The following is a 19,891-nucleotide window of genomic DNA, read 5'->3' as shown; positions in this document are numbered from 1 at the left end:
CGATGCGCGCCCTTGTCCGATTGGGTGGCTCTAACTCTCCTGCTTCTTCGCCAACAGCCGCGCTTTCCTCAAACGCTCGGTCTTTGCTTCGCGCTTCCGTCGCTCCTCATCTGCGACCTGCCTTGCGAAGCGGGAGGTTTCCTCAAATGCCTCCAAGCGCTGCTGCTTGCTACTTCTTGAAGGTTTGCGGGTGTCGCCTTCATACATTCGATCGTCCCGTTTATAGCTATACTCGACTGCCGGCTCTTATGGACGGCGATGGTTTCACTGCTTCTTCACCTTATCGCCACGGTCGCCTTGGCCTGGTTTGGCTGCATGTTGCGCTTTATGTCGGCGATCCGCCGACAGTGATTTGCTGACGTCAGTCGACTCCTTGAATCGGCCGCCTTCGTCGCGACGCACGTATCTTTTGTCTGAGCCGGTATCGACGAGTTCTCTTCTGGACATGAAACATCTCCTTTGTTTCCCCAGGGAAAACGCTTCGGCAAGGAAGAGTGTTCAGTACGCTAGCGTACCTGTCGTACGAACCAGAGAAGTAGCCGAGCGTGCGAATGATCGATGGTTCGAGCGTCAGGACACACAACCCAGACATGATCGGGTGCCGAACCAGCCTGTTTGGCATTGATGGCTACCTCATTCCGATGTCGCTCGATACCTGCCTCGGCCGACGTGCGAAGGCTGTTCGGGAACCTTCGTTCTCGCTGCTTGTTGAGACGCGGTTTAAGATATTAGACAGGAGATCGAGCGTGATCAAACCTGACACGGAGCGGAAAAATGAGCCATTCATTGCTCCATCTGCAGATAGCCCGAAGGAAAACCAGAGAAAGCGACGAGCAGCCAGCGGTTTGGTTGGAATCATCATTGTCGCAGTAGCGACCTTTTTCCTGCTTTACATCTGGATTGTAATTTATGGCCTCTCGGCAAGCTGGCTTAACTCCGGATGATTTGGTCGACTGCCCCTACCGAGTCAAATGTGCGTCACATCAATGTTCCCCGAGCGGGTGCGGCTGGGGCAATACGGCAGCTTCTCCTCGGCGACGCAATTCAGTCCTCGCGCTGAACCGAATGTCTGGATCTCGGTCCTGGCCGATGAGCCGCGAGGGCACAAATGCCACCGGTGGGTTTGAGTAGGCCAGATGCGACGTCCTTCCAAAACGGCGCTGATGGCGCATCGGCATCAATGAGGCGATGGATGGCCATCGTCTCGGCCGAAATCCCTCGCCAGGATTGACAAAGAGCGCACCACGCGACCTTGACACGTGCTACAGGGCGTCTGCTTGAAGTTCGACGTCTTGCTACCCAATCTCACAAACATCGAAGCGGCCAGTTCCGGCCGTCCCAAGATCGATGACCCGTACACGAGGGCTTGTGATTTCAGTCATCGATGACATGGCGACAACTCAAGATGTCCCTTAGAAGCGGCCCCTCCGCAGGGTTTGCCTCGCCATCAGTGACTCAACGCTTTGGCTATTTCCAACGCCAGTTGATCCTGGGAATATGGTTTGCTCAGCCTGTGAGCGTCAACGTGCATCCCATTTGGCAAATCCGCATAACCAGTCGCGAGCAGGACGGGAAGATCGGGACGAATTTCACGAGCCGCCTTGGCCAGATCGGCCCCATTCATTCCAGGCATGGAGAAATCCGTGATCATCAAATCGAAATCCTGACCATTTTGAAGGACCTGAATTGCCTCTGCGCCGGAGTGAACTTCAACGACTTCGTGGCCGAGATCGGTCACCATGTCCGCAGAGCTCATCGCGATCAGAATATCATCATCGACCAGCAGGATACGCTTCGGGCCACTATCAGTGGGAGGCTCGATCTGTAGCTGCAACGGTTGAAGCAGTTGTTCTTCCCTGGCCTGTGCGACGGGCATCCATAATTCCGCTGTCGTTCCGGCGCCCGGCGAACTTTTCAGCCGAAAATGACCATTGAGTTGTAAAGCCAGCCCGTGGATCATCGAGAGACCGAGGCCCGTTCCCTTGCCGAGCTCCTTGGTCGAAAAGAACGGTTCGATGGCTTTGCTGAGCGTGTCCGGATCCATGCCGTAACCCGTATCGGTCACCGACAGGACCACGTATCGGCCAGGTCCGAGATCATCATCCAAATCGTCGACGGCCTCCTCCCTGAGGGCGACCGTCAACGTGCCTCCCTCGGGCATGGCATCGCGGGCGTTGACCGCCAGATTGAGCAGCGCCAATTCCACCTGATTGGCATCCGCCAGGACCCGTGGCAGGTCTTCCGGTATTTGTCGGAGGAGAGTGACCATCGGTCCGATTGATCTTTTCAATAGCTCTTCCATATCGGCCACCAACGACCTCATGTCGACGGACTTGACCTGCAGGTCCTGCCGCCGGGCGAATGCCAGCAGCCGTTGCGTCAACGAGGCGCCTCGCTTTGCACCCTGAACCGCGCCCTCGATCAAACGCTGCATGCGAGGATCGTCACCAACATTCTTGCGAATGAGGTCGAGATTACCGAGGACCGCCATCAGGAGATTATTAAAGTCGTGGGCGACACCCCCGGTGAGTTGACCGATCGCTTCCAGCTTCTGGGCCTGTCGGAGTTGCTCTTCCGCTTTTTCGCGCTGTGCGACCTCCGCCATGACAGCTGCGTGGGCCGCTTCCAGTTCCGCTGTTCGGGCTGCAACGCGCTCCTCGAGGACTTCGTTCAGCTTTTTCTGCTGCTCCTCGGCATTGCGCCGATCTGTGATGTCGGCCAATACGCCGACAAGTTTGACAGCCTCGCCACTACGATTTCGATAGAGCTGCGCCCTCATCTCCGCCCAGTGTACAGAACCGTCCGGCCAGATGGTACGGTATTCGATTGAGTAATCAGCACCCGTGTCGATGGTGGTAGCGACCGCAGCTTTCATTCGGTCGAGATCTTCGGGATGGATCGTGAAGAGAAGATCCTCGTAGGTGAATCGGTCCTCAGCCCCTCTGCCGAATATCGCGCGGCAAGTCTGAGATGTGGTGAGGACGTTGGTAGCGAGGTCGAGCTCCCACGCGCCGAGTCTGCCGGCCTTGAGTGCGGTCTGGAGCCGTCGCTCGCTTTCGTTCAGGGCCTCGATGCGCAGCCGAGCCTCAAATTGTCTGCGGCGGCCGCGCATCGCGGTATGTGCGATGCTGACAAATGTCGTGGCATGAAAAGGCCGCTCGAGGAAGCTGACATTGCCGAGAACCTCAGACAGGCGCGCGGCGGCGGGGTTGCGTTCGGGTCCACCCCCGCGATGGGTGAAGACGATAAACGGCATATCCGACCAGCTGGGCTGATTCCTGATCCATTCGGCAAGCGGTTTCAGATCTGCGGAACGGAGCGTCTCTTCCGTCAGAACGACAAATCCCGTGTTCTCGCCGATCCTCTGCAGCAGTTGCTGTAGGTCATTGACCGATTCCGAAGCCAATCCGGCTTCGGCAAGTAGTGCCTTTGCAATCTCGGCGTCACGGCCGGATGGAGCAAGCACAAGAATGGTCGTCGATAGGTCAGGAATCTTAATCATCCTCCGGCTGAGACAGCAGCTCTTCGCCTTTGCCCATGTAACTCGGAACCCCTCTTAGGACGCCCTGAAATTCGGAAAGCGGGGCTCCAAGGGTCAGGCCACATTCGCTGATCGTGAATTCCCGGATCGTGTCCTCGTGCTTTCCGGTGCGCTTCTTGATTACGGAAACAGCACGACGGATCTTTCCGAGCGCCTCGAAATAGCGCAGAAGCACAACCGTATCGGCAAGGTAGGTAACGTCGACCGGCGTCTTCATGTCGCCGACGAGACCGTGCTGAGCGACGGTCAGGAACGTCGTCGCGCCCTGCCTGTTCAAGTATTGAAGTAACTCATGCATATGCAGGATGAGCGCGTTCTCTTCCGGCATAGCGGCCTGATAGCCGTTGATGCTGTCCACCACGACAATCTTAGCGTCGAAATCGGACACGCGATCACGCACGCGCTGAGCGAACTCGCCGGGTGAGACCTCGGCCGCATCGAGCTGCTCTATATGGATCAGCCCCTGATCTCTCATCTTTTCGAGATCGATTCCTAAAGCCTTCGTTCGGTCAAACAGGAGGGAAAGTTCCTCATCGAACACGAAAACCACAGCTCGCCCTCCGCGCTTGACGAGAGCGTCCACGAACTGAAGCGCAAAAAACGTCTTGCCGGTTCCGGCCGGCCCGATCAGCAGCGTGCTGGATCCCTGTTCGATCCCTCCCCCAAGCAAACCGTCAAGCTCGGCAACGCCACTTCCAAGCGTGCTTCGGTGAAAGTCGGTTCTGTGCTCGATAGCGCGCAATCTCGGAAAAACCACGACGCCGCCGGTGTTGATGATGAAATCATGGTACCCACCCCGGAAGGACTGCCCACGATACTTGACGATGCGTAATCGCCGCCGCTCTGAACCGTAGTCCGGCGCCAACTGTTCGAGGTGCACCACGCCGTGAACGACACTATGGACTGTCTTGTCCATCGTGTCCGATGTCATGTCATCGAGCAGCAACACGGTCGCACCGGACTTTGCAAAGAAATGCTTCAAGGCCAGGATCTGGCGGCGATAGCGGAGCGAACTTTGTGCCAAAAGCCTGATTTCAGACAGGCTGTCTATGACGACGCGTGCGGGCTTTAGCCGCTCGAACGCCTCGAAGATCATCTTGGTCGTCTCGCCAAGTTCCAGATCCGAGGAGTAAAGCAGGCTTTGTTGCTGGTCAGCGTCAAGCAGGCTCTCCGGCGGCACCAGCTCGAATATCTCGATGCTGTCGTTCAGTTCAAGCTCATGAGACGCTGCGCTGCTCCGCAGTTCTTCTTCTGTTTCCGACAAGGTGATGTAAAGACAGCGCTCGCCAAGGGCAGCCCCCTCGAGCAAAAACTGCAATGCAATGGTGGTCTTTCCCGTACCGGGCGCCCCTTCGAGAAGAAAGACATGAAGGCGGGTCAATCCTCCCGACAGTATCTCGTCGAGACCAGCGACACCCGTTCTTGCCTTTTCCTCACTGCCTTTCGTCATTATAGGTCCGCTCCCTCAGCCGCAGATGGTATCAATAGAATTTCAATCTGCTTGATTATGTAAAAGCGGCGAAGCGCCAGAAAAGGGTATGAATGTAAAAGAGTTGATGGGGCATATTATGGGCACCTCCAGCATATTCACGATCAATCGACCGTCGTCGCGAACAGGGCGCTCAGAGACGAAAGCAGCTCACGTTCGGAATAGGGCTTTCCGACGAAGCCGACAGGATGCCACTGTTGAGCAAGCTGCCGCGTCCTTTCGTCGAGGTTCCCGCTGACAAACAGGGATGGAATATTCCAGCGCTGCCGCAGGGCCGCCGCCGTCTCGATCCCATTCGACCCCCGCGCCAGGTTCACGTCCATGATGGCGACATCGATCCTGCCACCAAGCTGTTCAGCCAGCGACAATGCCTGGAGCATGTCGGATGCCTGGCCTGCGACGATATGGCCGGCTTTGAGGAGCATGTCCTCGAGATCGAGGGCAAGCAGCATTTCGTCTTCAACGATCATGACCTGAAGAGGCATCACGACAGTTCCCTTGGAAACGTTACAGTGGCCCGAAAACCTTGCGTCGGATCCTCCTCTTCGATGAAAACACCTCGTATCTGTGCGGTCATGGATGTGACAAGCTTGCTCCCGAGGTCGGACAGACCGTTATCGTCGCTTTGGCGAGGATCCGGATTGGTGACACTCAATGCCAGGACGCCGTCCTCTGGGAGTTCTCGCAGCTTGACGAGGAGACGGCTGCCATGGGCTGGAGCCGCCTTCAATGCCGCAGTGACGAGCTCGTTCACGATGATCGATAGCGGAATTGCACGTTCTGTTGGCAACTCGATCTGCTCTACTTCCACCGCGATCGGACGAGACGGTCGCTCATTCGTTATATCGAGGCAGAGTTTTGTCAGATGATCGGCCATGTCGACTGTAAGCGAATTGGCGGTCCGATACAGATGCTCATGAACCGATATGATGGCTCTGACCCGTGAGATTGCCTGATCGAAGGCCTCCTTCGTCTTGGAGTCCCGCAACCGGCGCGCTTGCAGCCTCAGCGTACTCACGACGAGCTGGAGGCTGTTCTTGACGCGATGATTGACCTCAGCGAGCAACGCATCCTTTTGCTCGAGGAGCTCGCCCTGGGTCTTTACGGACACAGTCAGCGCAGCCTCCCTTTGCCGCTCGGTGGTAACATCCATCAACACACCGATCATTCTAACCTTGCCGTCGGACGTCCTTAGAACCTCGCCGCGGGATTCCACGTGTCGCACGCCCCCCGTCGGCAGAACGATACGATAGTCAAAACGCGCGGCAGTCTGGTCCGGGCTTGACTGGATGCGGCGAAGGCCCTCTTGCACCGCCGCAAGATCCTCCGGGTGAATCCGCGCGAAAAAGGGCGCGGCCACTGGCCCGCCCTCCCCGGGCAGGAACCCGAACATCTCATCGACGGCGTTGCTGCGTCGCCAGATATCGGTTTCCGGCTCATACTCCCAGGTCGCAAGCTCGGCGGCATGCAAGGCAATCCTCAGACGGGTATCAGCCTCCCTCGCCTTCAGGACGCGATCTGTAACATCCATCGGATTTTGTATGATGTACTGGACATGGCCATCATCGCCGATGACCGGCGTGTGAACAGGTGTCCAGAACTTCTGCGAAAATCCGCCACCGGGTTGGGGGATGTCGTATTGAATGACCGCCATTTCGTGCGGTTTGCCAGTTGCAAGGGCGTGGCGGAGGGAAACTTCAAGCGGCCCTTGCTCCACGGTCCCGGCAGCCTCGGGATTTTCGGGAAACGCTTCGAGAATGTGACGACCGACAATGTCGTTTCGCACGCGCGATGTGAGCGAGAGATATGCGTCGCTTGCGGCGACGATCGTCAGACCGGGATCAAGCACAAGATAGGGCTGTGGCATCCCCTGAAAGATAGCTGCGAAGTTTGTTGTCTGCATCTATTGAGGCACTCGACTGCGGCTTCGTGCTCTTCCCCAGGGAACGAATCTTCTTTCTGAGGAATGGATCATCAAAATAGGGCGGGCCGACACGGCGGCAATTCTTCCAGGTTTTGTTTCTCGGCAGATGAAAGCATCGTAACGCGCCGAAACGACCGGAGTTCCTATCTTCGGATCTCTTCGGAGCAAAAACCATCGAGTGTGTCGAGTTGGCGTCAGGCAGTCGTCCATCGAATCCGCTGCGCGCTGACAATGTCACCGGACGAGCCGAAGTCCTTCGGCGGGTACGTCTCAATCGATCGTTCGGCTATTCCGCAGCAAAAGCAACACGATTGCTGTTCAGTGCGACGAGCGTCCTTGCCCGCTCAAGCGATGCACTCTGATCGTTACGATAGCGGGAACCAATCTCCATCATCAGCACGGTGCCTGGCAGCGTTCAAACTCGCCGAAGATCCTCCCACTCGCTGTCGCCCCCGCCAAGCGGCATGTGGCGGGCCTCAATGATCTCGGAACCATTGCCACGCTCGCGCATTAGGTGGCGCGAACGAGGTAAGCATGACTGAAATCACTTTCTGGAACAGGCCGGTCGTCATCGTGATCGGATCCGCAATGCATATTGTCCGCAACACCCGAGAAGCCGCGTGGCTGCTTGCAGACAAATGGCCTGTTGTGAGCGGAAACTCCTTCACCAGGGCATTGCGAGCCTGTTCGGCGAGCCTCGATGGGAAAAAATCGGCGACCTATGCCCGACTTGCCCTGATCGCTGCAGCCCGCCACGCCAACCTCAGGGTCGAAGCGTAAAGGCTAGCGCCCTTTGGCCATGTCCCACGCTCACGACCTTACAAGGTCGCGAGCGTCGCGTTGGAGATCTGGGCACCATAGCTCTGGCGAATGCTGACCTTTTTCTCGAGTGCTTCGATCACGAGGGCGGAAAAATCCACGCCATAGAGATTTTCCAGATTCTGAAGTCCGCCCGGTGTGAAAACGTTGATCTCAAGGATTTTTGATCCCACGATATCAAGGCCTACAAGGAACATGCCATCAGCCACAAGCTTGGGCCGAACCATCTCGGCAACGGCCAGCATTTCCGGAGTGACCTTCACCTTGGCCGCCTTTCCGGAGGCACGGATATTCGATCGCACTTCACCCTTGGCCGGTACCCTCCTGAAGGCGGCATAGGCTCCATCCTTTTCGAGTGGCCTGCCATTCATCACGAACAATCGTACATCACCTTCAACTGCGTCCGGCAGGTATCCCTGGGCAATCAGGTACCCCTCCCCGCTGACCGCCTCGAAGATCTGATTAAGATTGGATTCCTTGTTGGATTTGATCTTGAAGACATGCTTGCCGCCTGATCCCTGAAGAGGTTTCAGGATCACGCCGCGCTTCTGGCTGTCGATAAACGATCTGATTTCATCCAGGCTCTTGGAAATGAGCGTGGTCGGACGGACGCTTTCGGGGAAATCCTGGAAATAGAGCTTGTTTTGAGCAGTGGCGAGCGCATTCGGATCATTCACCGTCAACACCCCGCGCTCGACAGCCAATCGTCCAAACATTGCCCCGACATTGACAGCCCATGCTCGCTCATCTGCATCCTCAGAGGGATCGTTGCGCAGGAACAGGACATCGATATTGGAGACGTCGATTGTTTCCCTTGAAACCTCAGCCCGCAGTCCGGCAATGAAAGCGTCCTGATCCCTGGTTTTGGACGGAGGCGGGATTACCGCGCGGACCAGGAGGTGGTCGTCAGGCCGAAGCACAAAATCATCAGGTGTAAGGTAACAGACGTCGTGACCACGTGCCCGGGCGGACATCGCCAGCGATGTCGTGGTATAGTACGATGACTCGCTCTCAATGGAATTTACGAAAAAAGCTATCCTCATTCTACATTTCCTTCGATTGAAGAAGATCGATCGGCCTTAATCCCTGGCGTGCTTTCTCAAGCCTGTCGCGGCCATCCTTGGTGGCCAGAAACAGCGGATAAATCGCCGGCGGCTTCAACAAGCCACGTGACGCCAGTTCCTCCATCACACCAAAATGGCCGGATGAGATTTTTCCCATCCAGAATGGATCGAGCGCTGCCCCTCGTTTGAGATGGTCGAGAAGCTCAAGAAGCCCCCGCAGGTAGATCGCGTCCTTTGCCAGCCCACCACCCCGGTAGACACGCAGAGTCAGATTGAACGCGGCAGCTCGTGAAAAGCCGTAGTCCCGCACCAGCCGATGGAAGGTCTGATCGAATTTTGCACCGGACAGCATGTCGGCACATGCGACCACGCGCGCCGCGATCAACTTGAGACGTCCTGCCGTCATTCCGCCGGCTAGATACTCGGCAAAGACTGCAAGACCTTCCTGCATGCCCTCATATCCTGCAAGCCCTGAACGAAAGAGCCTCAGTCCCTGGCACCCGCCATTGAAAAACGTAAGAAGGTGGACCCCTATTTCGTGGGAGAGAAGCGGCGCCACCCGGCGGGGATCCATCAATGTCTTTCTCGAGATGAGAAGACGGTGGTTCGATACCATCAGTCCCGACGGCAAGTCGTCCCGGACCTCAACGTCGACCTGGAAGTCGGGGAACTTTTCCTGGTAGGCGGCGATCATCGACTGCGCCTGCCGTTCAAGGTACACACTGTCGGCCGCCTCAACGTCGTCGCTCCTTGACGCCGTGTCGGGCCCGTCTTCACTGAGGTAGTCCAGAATGCGTTCGGCTTCAGCCAGCAACAATGGTTCGACAGGTCCATAGAGCGCTCGTCCAAACTCGATGAAGGTCTGGCGATTGCGCGCAGCAACCAGGGACAACTGCAGATCCACTTCCTGCTGCTTTTGCCTGTACAGTTCGTAAAGCACCGGGTCCTCGATCCGGTCAAAGGCAATGGAAAAGAGGCGTTGCTTTGCATCCTCGACCTGCACGGTCAATGGCCGATACAGGAAGCCTGGATCACCTACGAACCCGTTGGCTTCGAAGCGATGGAAAGCTTGACCTGCATTGATCGGGGTCACTGCCAAAAGGACATCAAATGCCGTGGCGATCTCATCGATGCCACGATCCACACGGTTGACCGCCTCGACCAACGCGCGGCGTCCGAGCGAACGATGGGACGCAGGCTTCATAATTCCACGCGCCTCTATGAAAGCCGCGCACGCTCGAAGCCCGGCATCGAACAGCGTCGCAATGAGCTGGTCGCGCACCTCCGGAAAGGTGTTACCGGACTGGGGAGCACGGTAGATCGGGGCGAACTCCGCAACCAGAAGGGCGCAGCCGGCAAGCCCGGCCAGATCCCCGTCAATCTTCGAGGATGCCATGCGCCGCTCCTCGACCTGGGGCGTGCGGAAGCGTGCTTCGCTGGCACTGACAGCCTTCGAGAAGGTTTCCCTGACTTCCGGCGCATTGCCTGACGACCAGACCGAAACCTCGAATGGTGGGAGGTACGGTGCATCATCTGTCAGGAACCTGTCGCGATCGAGCTCAGCAAACCGGACAATGACAAAGGCCCCGAACTGTTTGGCCGCCACCATTGACAGTGCCTTGACGATCGGCAGGACGGACCTCGGATCCGATGCGACAAGGTAGGAGGCGTTCGCCTGCACCACGGATCGGGCAACGTCCTCGTTGCGACCGCCATCGATGTGGAGGAACAGAAAGGGTAGCAATCGATCGACATGGAGGCGACTGCCGTCACCGAAATCCTTGCGGATGGCCTTGCCTTCATTCAGAGAGCTCACGACATCAACCAGCCAGTCGATCTGATCAAAGTGGACCGGGCCAGTCATGAGCCGTACCCCAGAATGCGTTCCAGCAGGGGTACTGCCGCGGCAAGACCACGACGCAATTCATCAAGGACGACGCGATTGGGCTCGCCCGTCCATTCGTCCATGAAGATTTTCTTGAATTCGATCGCGACGGCGCAGCCTGTCTCCGGAAATGCCTCATGGATAAACCGTGTCTGTTCTCCCCTGCCTTGGAAGGCAACATTTTCTCTCACATCCAAAGGTCTGCCGTTCACGACGATGGTCTGGAGGTGTTCGATCAGTTGGTCCACCACATAGGCCCACCGGTCCCTGTCCATCGAGAATGTGCCAATATTGATATCCGGCGCATCCTCTTGGCTGGTCTCGACGTCAGGCGCTGCCCGCCGATGATTGTAGCTATGGACGTCCAGAACAACGAATCTGCCAAAGTCGAGCTCAATCTGTTTGAGGAAGGTCCGAAGCATCGTGTAGTAGCTATCGTGAAGAGCGAGCGATCGGGCTTTTTCCTCCTGTGGCAGAGGCTCGCGCCAGACCTTCAGCCCCCACGCCTGTTCGGGGGTGAGGTAGAGGGCGCCGTCCCGGCTCCGGTTGAGGTCGAATTCAAAACGCGAGCGGTGGCCAACGACCTGGTTCGGCACATCATTGATCAGGAATGCGGTAAACGGATCTTCCTCGCGTTGTCTTTGATGGGCTGACAGCGCAAATCGGTCCTGTAGACTTTCCCTGACACCGCTTCCGTCATGGATTGCTGTACCGATCACCGGTGAGTCCGCCCTGGTGAGCGTCCATAGCCTTTTGCACCCTGCTTCCGTCGGTCCTGCGTCGACCCTACTTTCCATCAATACCTCCCGCTCGGTTGAAGGCCGGGTTGAACCGGTCTAGCGACGATCGCAGGTCCATATATTCCTGCAAACTTCCTGGTGCGTGCTAGCAGTGCGAGGTGCACCCAGAAATGTCTGACATGGCTCCCCGCAGGTCCTCCGTCTCCTATCAATTCCTTGAGACACAAACGCGATGCGAGGCAATTTGGTTCGATGCCTCCTCCTTGTGGGCGGGACGTATGAGACGGACGCTCGACCGTGCTCCATTGCGAATTGAGCAGCCGAACAACTGTCGGTAGATTTGCCGCCTGCGACATGGTAGGTTTCGCCCGTACTTCAGCGTTGGCGTGCGTTCAGGAGAATGCGATGTTGCGATCGGGCAGGAAGTATCAGCATCTCGTTCATGACGCTGGCTGGAAATGCGCCAGCCCCCTTCTCCAGCAGGCAGCTATGTGGCTGCGAGAATATCCGCGGAGAGATTTGCTCAAGATTTCGGATCGGCGGCGATCGCCAGGATGATAGCTGTTCGGCCCAGTGTACGGCCACATCGACGGACGTGATCGATGACTGCAGCTTCCGATCACCTCAATAGTCTTGCCCCTCGACCAGGTTCAACGTTCTACCTTAGACGGGTCAATGAAGGCGCCATGTACCATTAAAGCCATCTGCAGTAATCAACGGACAGGCATCGGCGGGCACCAGTACAGGCGAGGCGCTCGTCGCCATGGAGACGCTCGCCGCAGAGAAACCTCCGCCCGGCTTCGGGTTTGAATGGACTGTTCTGGCACGGCAGGAAAGCAGGCGGGTGGACAGACCGCCCTGATCCTTCTGATGGGAATGGTTTTTACCTACCTCCTTCTCGTCGCCCGGTACGAGAGCTGGAGTGTCCTGTAGTGGTCATGATGTCCGTCTCCCTTGCCGTGCTTGGGGCACTCACCGGGCTCGCGCTTTCCGGCGTTGACCTCAATATTTACGCCCAGATCGGATTGCTGCTCCTGATAGGCCTTGCGGCTAAGAATGCCATCCTCGTCGTCGAGTTCGCCAAGGAGCGGCGCGAGCAAGGCGCAAGCATCATGAATGCAACAATCGAAGGCACCTCGCAGCGGTTCCGACCCGTGCTGATGACCGGAATGGCTTCGGTGCCTGGGGGTGCTGCCGTTGGTTGTTGCAACAGGCGCAGGGGCCGGTAGCCGCCAGGCCATCGGGATAACGGTCCTGGGTGGGCTCCTGCTTGGAACCATCCTCGGCCTTCTTGTGATTCCGCTCTTGTATTTCTATGTGCAGACCATTCGGGAGGCTTTGAAAAGGAGGATTTTCAAAGCCAGGTGGACGAAGCCATCACTAGCTCAAGCCCGGAGTAGAACGCCGTCAGGTTTCGATAAGGTCCGATCGCCAACACGGGCCACCATGCCGCTATCAGAAGATGAGCGGAGCGATGTCGATCTTGGCCTTTCGGTAACGCGTGCCTTGTTGGTATTGCCAAGAGCCTTGACGGGAGGAATCGACGTCGCCTATCACGGGGCTCGCCTGCCAGTCGCCAGCCGTGCGACTAAGCGCTCCACAGGCAAGAGAGAGGCACTGCTGCAAGAGTGTCCCCGAACGGCAAAACCTTGTCGCCGTCATAGAGTACCCATCCCGCTGTGAAAGCCGCTCCCGTCGCTGCGGCGACCTTTCTAAGACCCTTAAAGTCGGCCGGTGTCACGGTGGCCGAGGCCTTGATCTCAAATGCCACAATGTTACAGGAACCCGCTGAACCTCGTCGATGACGGCAGTGTCGATCTGCCGAATGAACCCGACAGGGTCGGTCCTGGCGGATGACAATGTTGTTTCGTCGTCAAACGTAAAATAGGGTCGATCCGGCTCCAGCAGGGTTCGTGCCAACGTCGTTCTTCCGCATTGGCGTGGTCCATTGATCAAGACGACCGGAGTGTCCTTCAAGGCGGTGCGGATCCGCTCGGCTGCGCCCCTCGGATAGAGCATTTCTGCTTGTCTTCCAGTCATTGAATCCTCCAGACATGCGGCGCACAACGGCCTGCCCTATCCCGTCCAATTCGGAACCTTCTCTCGTCCAATTCGGATTTCAAGCTCGTCCAATTCGGATTTTATCCGCGGCTATCTCGGATCGGGATATAGCGGAATTCTCGGCAGCGCAAATGTACATGTCACGTCCGTCCTCCGGATCGGATCCGTTCCCACTGTTGTGATGCGGGCGCGCCGGCCTTCAATGCGCGGATCGTGCGCGGCGGAAACGCCAGGCACAAGATGACAACCGATGTAGCGACAAGCTGCTCGGCAAGGTGAATGCCGAGTGCAGCAAGGTGGCGACAAAATGCTTCCGGCCAGTTCCCGTCATTTTCAGCTTCGAATTCTACAGCATGGAAATTCAGGCCTTTCGAAGCTGGCGGATCGACAGGCTCAAAACGGCCGGAAGGGCGAACATAAGTCCGGGATCACTGAGAACGCCCCCCAAGGAAAGTGCTGGCGCTTTCAAAGTCGTTTAGAGTGCGTCCAGTCGTCATCGGCGCCGACATGGAACGAGCGCGACACGAAACAGCGCGAGCTGCGAGAAGCTGTAAGTCAATCATCGAAGGATGGAGGACATATGGATATGACCAGTGCCTTAATGCGCAGCCGCGAGCTCGACGGCGGTCTTGGCGTCTTCAGCGTTCATCCGACCGTCAACCACCGCTTGGCACGCTTTCCATGCTCGTTGCCACTTGGCAGCGCTCTGGTGCGGCTCATGGATGAGCCACGTCAACGCCTCCTCTGGGGAGCCGACAACAATACGAATGCGGCTGTCTCCTAACACGAGAGGCTTTTCCCATCGGTGTACCAACATGGTCTCTCTCCAATTCGGGCATCCGCTCAACCTCCCCGATAGATGGGTAGCGGCCGCCTCAGTTCAATCGTCGACACGCTAAAGGAACATCCAGACCCCCGTCGATCCTTCAAGGAGAACCCGTTGGCGAAGGAGACGCGGGCCGAATTCCGGTTCTGCAAAGCCCGCCACGGCGAACGCAAGTCCAGCGAGTGGAAACCATCAATCGATCTTCGGGCGCAGCGCTTGAAGCTCATCGAGCGCAACCTTGTGAAGGCCGGCTTCGAGTCCTTCGTGCCTGCCTTAATCCTCGGATTCATGGTAGTGATCTGGCAGTTTACACCTACGACAAATAGAGATATTCTATATCCTTAATAGATGCAAATCAGCATCTTTCGGATCTTTCAATGAATCTCAAGAGCCAAGTCGAATGGGCGCTCCACTGCTGTGCCATTCTCGCAGGCCTGCCAGAGGGCCGTTATCTATCCACCAAAGCTCTGGCGGAGTTCCATGGGCTTCCGAAGGAATACCTCTCGAAGGCCTTGCAAGGACTTTCGCAGGCAGGACTGGTGCATACGACCCTTGGCCCGACGGGCGGGTATCGGCTGGCCAGAACGCCCGCCGAACTGACCTTTCTCGATATCGTCGAAGCCGTGGAAGGCAAGGCCAGAACCTTCGTTTGCAACAACATCCGGGCAAACAACCCCTGCAGACCTCCAGGATACTGCGAAGACCAACCTTGCGCGGTCGCGCGGATCATGTGGGAGGCCGACGAAGCGTGGCGGGACAAGCTCCGCAGCGTGAGACTTTCCGACCTAGTGGAGACGCTTTCCAGGGATATTCCGCGCGATCTTTGGAAGAGCAGTTTTGAATGGGTGCTAGAGCGCGCCGGATGATGGTGTTCCGGGAATCCTGGCGGGAAAGGACTGGAGCGGCATCGCCAGGAAAAATCCCTTCTCCCTGCAATGGCGATGAACAGAAGCGATCACTTCGTTTCGGGCGGGCGTCCGGGCTGCCGGGCTCGTGACACGAAACTGAAGCTCCGTCTCGATCGCTACTGCGTCAATCGCTTTCAGTGCGACGACGGGCGGCGGATCCTTGACGATCGCATCACAGGCTTGAAGCGCGGTGAGCATGAGTTCTTCGACCTGCTCCGGATCGTGGCTTGCCGCAATTCTTATAAGAAGCGCGATCTGATGACTTTCGTCGGGCCGGCTGAGATTGGTGAGGCCAACCTTGGCGAGCACGCTGTTGGGCAAGACTACGACATTGTGAGCGCCGGTGATCAGGGAGATGGACCGCCAGTTGTTCTCAATAACCCTTCCCTCGGTACCGTCGCCGAGCACGATCCAGTCGCCAATTGTAAAGGGCCGTCCCAAGGTCAATGCAACCCCGGAAAAGACGTCACCGAGCGTATTCTGCAGCGCAAGGCCGAAGATGATCGCGACAACGCCCGAGGTTGCGATCAGAGTGCCGATGGGCGCCTGGAACACAAAGCCCAGTATGGACAGCGCTACGCCGAGATAGACGATCGCAACAATGAGGTCCTGCAATAGTCGCGCCTCGCGCGGACGTCGTTCAAGAACGATGTAAATGCGGACAAAACCGATGAGCGTCCAGGCGAGGTGAGTCCACCACAGGACGCGTGCAGTGGTAGCCATGCCGGCCCTGAAGCCCGTGAGCTGCAAGTCGTCGACCCGGTGCGGCATGATTCCGGCTCCTGCCAGAACGACGGTCATGGCAGTGAAGAAGAAGATTTGCACGACAAGTCTGGCCGTCGGTCGGCCGCTGCCCTGAAGATGCCAGACAGCAATCCCGGCAATTCCCAGGAGATTGATCAGCGTCAGCGGCAGCAACGGATGTTCCCTCTTTCATACTCTTTGGCACCCCAAAAGAAAAGTAAAAGAGGCACGATGCTCAACCGCACCGCGCCCCGCTTTCCCTCACTATTTCTTCATGGGAAAGGTGAGTTCCTTTTCACTGGTATCGACCACGAAGACAGCAAGAAGCTTGGCAGGTTCTGTCTTGCTGCCGTTTTCGCTCACACCATGGCGATCCCCCGGCATTTCCGAGAAGCTTTCACCTGCCTTGTAGACCTTGACCGGTCCATCGTTGACCTGGCTGCGGATCGAACCCTCCAGCACTGTCGCATAGATGAAGGCCGTGCTCGGATGGGTGTGCCCCTCTGAAAATCCGCCGGGGCCGTACTCCACGAGCACGCCCTTGATGCTTTTACCGGGTACATTCGGAAGCTCATGTTCGTACACAAGGGTCACTTTCGACGCTTCGCCGGCAACTGCATCGTGAGTGCCGGCCGGTCCCGTCAGTCCCGCAACGAGAAACGAAAAGGCGATGATTGATCTGATCATTGTCATTCTCCTGTTCTGGACGATTGCGCACCTGTTAGCGGCACAAGTCGGCCGATCAATTGCGCTGGGCCATTGCAAACCACTGTTCGAACGTGATCTGGCCAAGTCGGGGATTGTTGTCAGAGACGAGCGAGCCGTCGTCGAGCCGGGCGCCGAAGTATCGAGCTTCCGGGTCCGGCTGCACTTTCCGCACGTCGCCAGTTGCTTCGAGATAGCGCGCAACGAGTTCGTTGAGCCGGAAACGCTCGGGGCCGGCGATCTCCACCGTCCCGTTGATCGGGGCAGAGACGGCAACTTCGGCCATCGCGGCGGCGACGTCGTCAGATGCGATCGGCTGGATGTAGGCCGGTGACAACCGCACTGTATCGCCGACCGTTCCGGACTTGGCGATGCCGCCCACAAACTCCATGAATTGCGTGGAGTGTACGATGGTGTAGGGAATCGCCGATGCCTTGATCAGCTTTTCCTGCGCAAGCTTGCCCCGGAAATAGCCACTCTCCTGCAGGCGCTCGGTTCCGACAACCGACAGCGCGATGTGATGTTTGACGCCGGCATCCTTTTCGGCCCGAAGAAGATTGCGCCCCGAGGCCTCGAAGAACTCGAGGACGGCCTTATCTTCGAAGGATGGTGAGTTGGCGAGGTCGACGACAACATCGCAACCGACCAATGCCGCAGCCAGACCTTCCCCGGTCACGGTGTTGACGCCCGTGTTCGGAGAGGCAGCAAGGACATCATGCCCCTGCTTGCGCAGGCGTTCGACCGTCTTCGAACCGATCAGGCCGGTTCCGCCAATAATAACGATTTTCATGGGACTTCTCCCCGGTTTGCGGCCAGGCCGCGGTGGTTGGTGGCTAAAGGACAGGGGCTTAGTTCAAGCCTGCCTTGTCGAGGCCGTAAAGCTTGTCTGCGGAGCCCGGCACCGACTTGAACGCAATGCTGGCGCGGTTCCAGGCATTGATCACCATAACTACAAAGGTCAGATCAGAGATCTCTTTTTCTGAGAGCTGGCCTCGAACGCGTTCGTAAAGCTCGTCGGGAATTCCACCCTCCGGAAGCTTCGTCAGCGCTTCAGTCCAGGCGAGTGCGGCGCGTTCGCGCGGGGCAAACAGGTTCGATTCGCGCCAGATCGCGACGTGGTAAAGGCGTAGCTCTGTTTCGCCATGCAACTTGGCTTCCTTCACGTGCATATCGAGGCAAAAGCCGCACCCGTTGATTTGCGACGCCCTGATCTGCACCAGATCGTGGAGCTTCGGCTCGATGACGCTTTCCTTGAGGCTCATGCTGAGCTCGGAGAGCTTCTTGAAAAGTTCCGGGGATTGCTGTGCGTAGTTCAGGCGCTGGGTCATGTCCGTCTCCTTATTTAAGGATATTTGTCATCCTTATGGATATAAGATATCCGTAATTGCTGGACAGTAAAGCGTTTGCGGTCTAGTCTCGGAACATAAGGGTTATGTCGAACGGTACGGGTAAAGTGGGATGGACATCGTTTGCGCGCTGAGGACGTTCATGAGGGTCGCCGAGACAGGATCTTTTTCTGCAGCGGCAGCCGATCTCGGCCTGACGCAGCCAGCCGTTTCAAGGCAGGTTTCCGCGCTCGAGGAGCACCTCAGCATCCGCCTCTTCCATCGCACCACGAATGCGCTCGCCCTGACCCTCGAGGGTGAGCAGATCATTACGATGGCCTTGAAGGTGATCGACGCAGTGGACTCACTCAATGAGGCGTCGGGTGCCGAAGCAGCCAATGCCATGGGCCGTGTGCGCCTCGCCTTGCCCGCCCCACTTGGCCTTTATGTGAGCGACCGACTTGCGCAGCTTCTCGACCACCATCCTGGCCTGGTGGTCGAACTCCTTTTCCGGGAGGAGCCATCAGACCTCATCGGAGAAGCCATCGACCTTGAGGTACGGCTCGGTCTTGTCTCTGACAGCAGCCTCATGTGTCGCCGGATCGGGTGGACGACAGCCTTTCTCTGCGCAGCCCCCGCCTACCTCGAACGCCGGGGAGTTCCAAAGGCTCCGGCCGAGGTCAACACGCACGACTGTATCTGTTACAGCCGAGCCGGAGATGGCCGATCCTGGCTGTTTTCAGACGGCTCAAACGAAATTTCCGTTCGCATCTCGCCGCGGCTGGTCGCAAACAGCGCCCTTGCGGTGCACCGCGTGGTCTTGAGCGGAGGCGGCCTTGCCGTGCTTTCGCATATTCTGGCATATCCCGATATGGAGGCAGGCCGGCTGATCAATGCAATGCCGGACTATCCACCCGTGCGGCTGCCGATCAACCTTGTCTATCCGTCACGAAAGAACCTGCCCTTGCGGGTTCGCACCGTTCTCGACTTCCTCGTCGAAGCCGTCAGGGACGATCCGTTTATGGCCTCCTGATTTCGCGCCAATAAAGAGCAACGGTGTTAAGCGTCAAGCATCGTTGCGCGATGATCGCGCGTTCGAGCGTTGAGGACGATGATCATCCTTCGCAATCCGGCCGCAACGACAGACCTAGTTCTTCACGCCGGCCGTGCGTTGTTCACTTGGCAAAATTGCTGAAAGTGATCGAGCAGAAGAGGTGAGAATGCCGTGTTCTTATGCCGCAGCCTTCGCAGCGCGAGCGACGGCAAGATGCTGCCTGATCGCCCGATGGATATCCGTGATCGTGTCGAACACCAGATTATCCAGGTCGATCACGTGGAAACGAACGGCGATGAATCTCAGCCGGCTGTCGGCGGGGACAGCGATACCGACCTCTTGACCACCAAAAATGACTGCTTGCCTTTGCATAAACGCCCTGCACACTGAACCTCGGCGCATCTTTAGCAAGATCGAATGAAGGATTTACGACAGGGCAACCATCAGTAGTAGTGAGGCCACCGAAAATCCACGATAATACCCGCGCTGCCCCTTTGGAAGGTCCTTTATACCAAGGGTCAGTGTGAGGTGGCCGTGGTTTCAGCACGAGATGCTAGGTGGTCTCTTATTGCACGCCTGATTTCAGTCACCGTGTCGAACACCTCGTTGTCCAGGTCGATGACCTGGAAACGGACCGCGATGAATTTGAGGCGGTTATCCACTGGAACCGCAATACCGACTTCCTGACCGTTAAAGACGACAGCTTGTCTTTGCATAACCAATCCCTGGCCCGTCATGGGCGTCACATCTAGCAAGTGGAATGAACAAAGAGGACGCGTCAATACACGCTCGAGAGCCGGTATCGG

The 19,891-nt window shown here is 57.4% G+C and carries 21 protein-coding genes and 1 pseudogene; 6 read left to right on the top strand and 16 right to left on the bottom strand.

Annotated features, from left to right (window positions below; translation table 11 throughout):
• Window positions 1–264: 264 nt before the first annotated feature.
• Window positions 265–447 carry a hypothetical protein gene (locus FHT97_RS19980; protein WP_183864006.1) on the bottom strand — a complete coding sequence of 61 codons (183 nt, stop codon included), beginning with the start codon at window positions 445–447 and terminating at the stop codon, window positions 265–267.
• A 104-nt stretch (window positions 448–551) separates the two neighbouring features.
• Between FHT97_RS19980 and FHT97_RS19975 the strand changes: the two genes are divergently transcribed.
• Complete coding sequence (locus FHT97_RS19975) at window positions 552–944, top strand: hypothetical protein (RefSeq protein WP_183756153.1); 393 nt, start codon at window positions 552–554, stop codon at window positions 942–944.
• A gap of 503 nt (window positions 945–1,447) precedes the next feature.
• Here the strand turns inward: FHT97_RS19975 and FHT97_RS19970 are convergent.
• From FHT97_RS19970 to FHT97_RS19955, 4 genes are all read right to left on the bottom strand, one after another.
• Window positions 1,448–3,502, bottom strand: coding sequence for a response regulator (locus FHT97_RS19970; RefSeq protein WP_183864005.1), 2,055 nt, complete (start codon window positions 3,500–3,502; stop codon window positions 1,448–1,450).
• Entirely contained in the window at window positions 3,495–4,991 is a 1,497-nt protein-coding gene (locus FHT97_RS19965) for an ATPase domain-containing protein (protein WP_183864004.1), read from the bottom strand. Before FHT97_RS19965 ends, FHT97_RS19970 begins: the two co-directional genes overlap by 8 nt.
• A 143-nt stretch (window positions 4,992–5,134) precedes the next feature.
• Window positions 5,135–5,515: a response regulator gene (locus tag FHT97_RS19960; RefSeq protein WP_183756150.1), complete on the bottom strand. Its 381-nt coding sequence runs from the start codon at window positions 5,513–5,515 to the stop codon at window positions 5,135–5,137.
• Window positions 5,515–6,933, bottom strand: a complete 1,419-nt coding sequence (locus tag FHT97_RS19955; RefSeq protein WP_183864003.1) for a histidine kinase dimerization/phosphoacceptor domain -containing protein — start codon at window positions 6,931–6,933, stop codon at window positions 5,515–5,517. Before FHT97_RS19955 ends, FHT97_RS19960 begins: the two co-directional genes overlap by 1 nt.
• Window positions 6,934–7,488: 555 nt before the next feature.
• Here FHT97_RS19955 and FHT97_RS19950 point away from each other — a divergent pair.
• Window positions 7,489–7,734 carry a DUF982 domain-containing protein gene (locus FHT97_RS19950; RefSeq protein ID WP_183756148.1) on the top strand — a complete coding sequence of 82 codons (246 nt, stop codon included), beginning with the start codon at window positions 7,489–7,491 and terminating at the stop codon, window positions 7,732–7,734.
• 38 nt (window positions 7,735–7,772) lie between these two features.
• Here FHT97_RS19950 and FHT97_RS19945 read toward each other — a convergent pair whose 3' ends face one another.
• From FHT97_RS19945 to FHT97_RS19935, 3 genes are read right to left on the bottom strand one after another with little or no spacing between them, the layout of a single operon-like run.
• Window positions 7,773–8,816: a glutathione synthetase gene (locus FHT97_RS19945; protein WP_183756147.1), complete on the bottom strand. Its 1,044-nt coding sequence runs from the start codon at window positions 8,814–8,816 to the stop codon at window positions 7,773–7,775.
• 1 nt (window position 8,817) lies between these two features.
• Window positions 8,818–10,701 carry a flavohemoglobin expression-modulating QEGLA motif protein gene (locus tag FHT97_RS19940; RefSeq protein ID WP_183864002.1) on the bottom strand — a complete coding sequence of 628 codons (1,884 nt, stop codon included), beginning with the start codon at window positions 10,699–10,701 and terminating at the stop codon, window positions 8,818–8,820.
• Entirely contained in the window at window positions 10,698–11,519 is an 822-nt protein-coding gene (locus FHT97_RS19935; RefSeq protein WP_183756145.1) for an N-formylglutamate amidohydrolase, read from the bottom strand. Before FHT97_RS19935 ends, FHT97_RS19940 begins: the two co-directional genes overlap by 4 nt.
• A gap of 637 nt (window positions 11,520–12,156) precedes the next feature.
• On the opposite strand from FHT97_RS19935, the pseudogene FHT97_RS30910 reads away from it, so the two are divergent.
• Window positions 12,157–12,818: pseudogene (locus tag FHT97_RS30910) on the top strand (efflux RND transporter permease subunit); the annotation flags it as partial.
• A gap of 381 nt (window positions 12,819–13,199) precedes the next feature.
• Here FHT97_RS30910 and FHT97_RS19925 read toward each other — a convergent pair.
• Window positions 13,200–13,481, bottom strand: a complete 282-nt coding sequence (locus FHT97_RS19925) for an AAA family ATPase (protein WP_246712695.1) — start codon at window positions 13,479–13,481, stop codon at window positions 13,200–13,202.
• Window positions 13,482–14,121: 640 nt separating this feature from the next.
• Entirely contained in the window at window positions 14,122–14,340 is a 219-nt protein-coding gene (locus FHT97_RS19920) for a DUF982 domain-containing protein (RefSeq protein WP_183756144.1), read from the bottom strand.
• 123 nt (window positions 14,341–14,463) lie between these two features.
• Here FHT97_RS19920 and FHT97_RS19915 point away from each other — a divergent pair, with 123 nt between their 5' ends.
• Window positions 14,464–14,694 (top strand): hypothetical protein, encoded by a 231-nt coding sequence (locus tag FHT97_RS19915; RefSeq protein WP_183756143.1) that lies wholly within the window; start codon window positions 14,464–14,466, stop codon window positions 14,692–14,694.
• Between the two features lie 32 nt (window positions 14,695–14,726).
• Entirely contained in the window at window positions 14,727–15,215 is a 489-nt protein-coding gene (locus tag FHT97_RS19910) for an Rrf2 family transcriptional regulator (protein WP_183864001.1), read from the top strand.
• Here FHT97_RS19910 and FHT97_RS19905 read toward each other — a convergent pair.
• From FHT97_RS19905 to FHT97_RS19890, 4 genes are all read right to left on the bottom strand, one after another.
• Complete coding sequence (locus FHT97_RS19905) at window positions 15,198–16,175, bottom strand: mechanosensitive ion channel family protein (protein ID WP_183756141.1); 978 nt, start codon at window positions 16,173–16,175, stop codon at window positions 15,198–15,200. The genes FHT97_RS19910 and FHT97_RS19905 overlap by 18 nt on opposite strands.
• A 90-nt stretch (window positions 16,176–16,265) precedes the next feature.
• Window positions 16,266–16,688, bottom strand: coding sequence for a cupin domain-containing protein (locus FHT97_RS19900; RefSeq protein ID WP_183756140.1), 423 nt, complete (start codon window positions 16,686–16,688; stop codon window positions 16,266–16,268).
• A gap of 55 nt (window positions 16,689–16,743) precedes the next feature.
• Window positions 16,744–17,496, bottom strand: coding sequence for an SDR family oxidoreductase (locus FHT97_RS19895; protein ID WP_183864000.1), 753 nt, complete (start codon window positions 17,494–17,496; stop codon window positions 16,744–16,746).
• Window positions 17,497–17,554: 58 nt separating this feature from the next.
• Window positions 17,555–18,034 carry a carboxymuconolactone decarboxylase family protein gene (locus FHT97_RS19890; protein ID WP_183756138.1) on the bottom strand — a complete coding sequence of 160 codons (480 nt, stop codon included), beginning with the start codon at window positions 18,032–18,034 and terminating at the stop codon, window positions 17,555–17,557.
• A gap of 130 nt (window positions 18,035–18,164) precedes the next feature.
• Here FHT97_RS19890 and FHT97_RS19885 point away from each other — a divergent pair, with 130 nt between their 5' ends.
• Complete coding sequence (locus FHT97_RS19885; RefSeq protein WP_183863999.1) at window positions 18,165–19,064, top strand: LysR family transcriptional regulator; 900 nt, start codon at window positions 18,165–18,167, stop codon at window positions 19,062–19,064.
• A gap of 198 nt (window positions 19,065–19,262) precedes the next feature.
• Here FHT97_RS19885 and FHT97_RS19880 read toward each other — a convergent pair whose 3' ends face one another.
• Window positions 19,263–19,457 carry a hypothetical protein gene (locus FHT97_RS19880; RefSeq protein ID WP_183756136.1) on the bottom strand — a complete coding sequence of 65 codons (195 nt, stop codon included), beginning with the start codon at window positions 19,455–19,457 and terminating at the stop codon, window positions 19,263–19,265.
• Window positions 19,458–19,603: 146 nt separating this feature from the next.
• A complete protein-coding gene (locus FHT97_RS19875) occupies window positions 19,604–19,801 on the bottom strand; it encodes a hypothetical protein (RefSeq protein ID WP_183756135.1) in 198 nt (65 codons plus the stop codon).
• Window positions 19,802–19,891: the final 90 nt, after the last annotated feature.

The sequence above is a fragment of the Rhizobium sp. BK399 genome, from assembly GCF_014194695.1.
Classification (GTDB): Bacteria; Pseudomonadota; Alphaproteobacteria; order Rhizobiales; family Rhizobiaceae; genus Rhizobium.
Note: the sequence above shows the minus strand (reverse complement) of the source record. Positions and strands in the feature narration are given on the sequence as shown.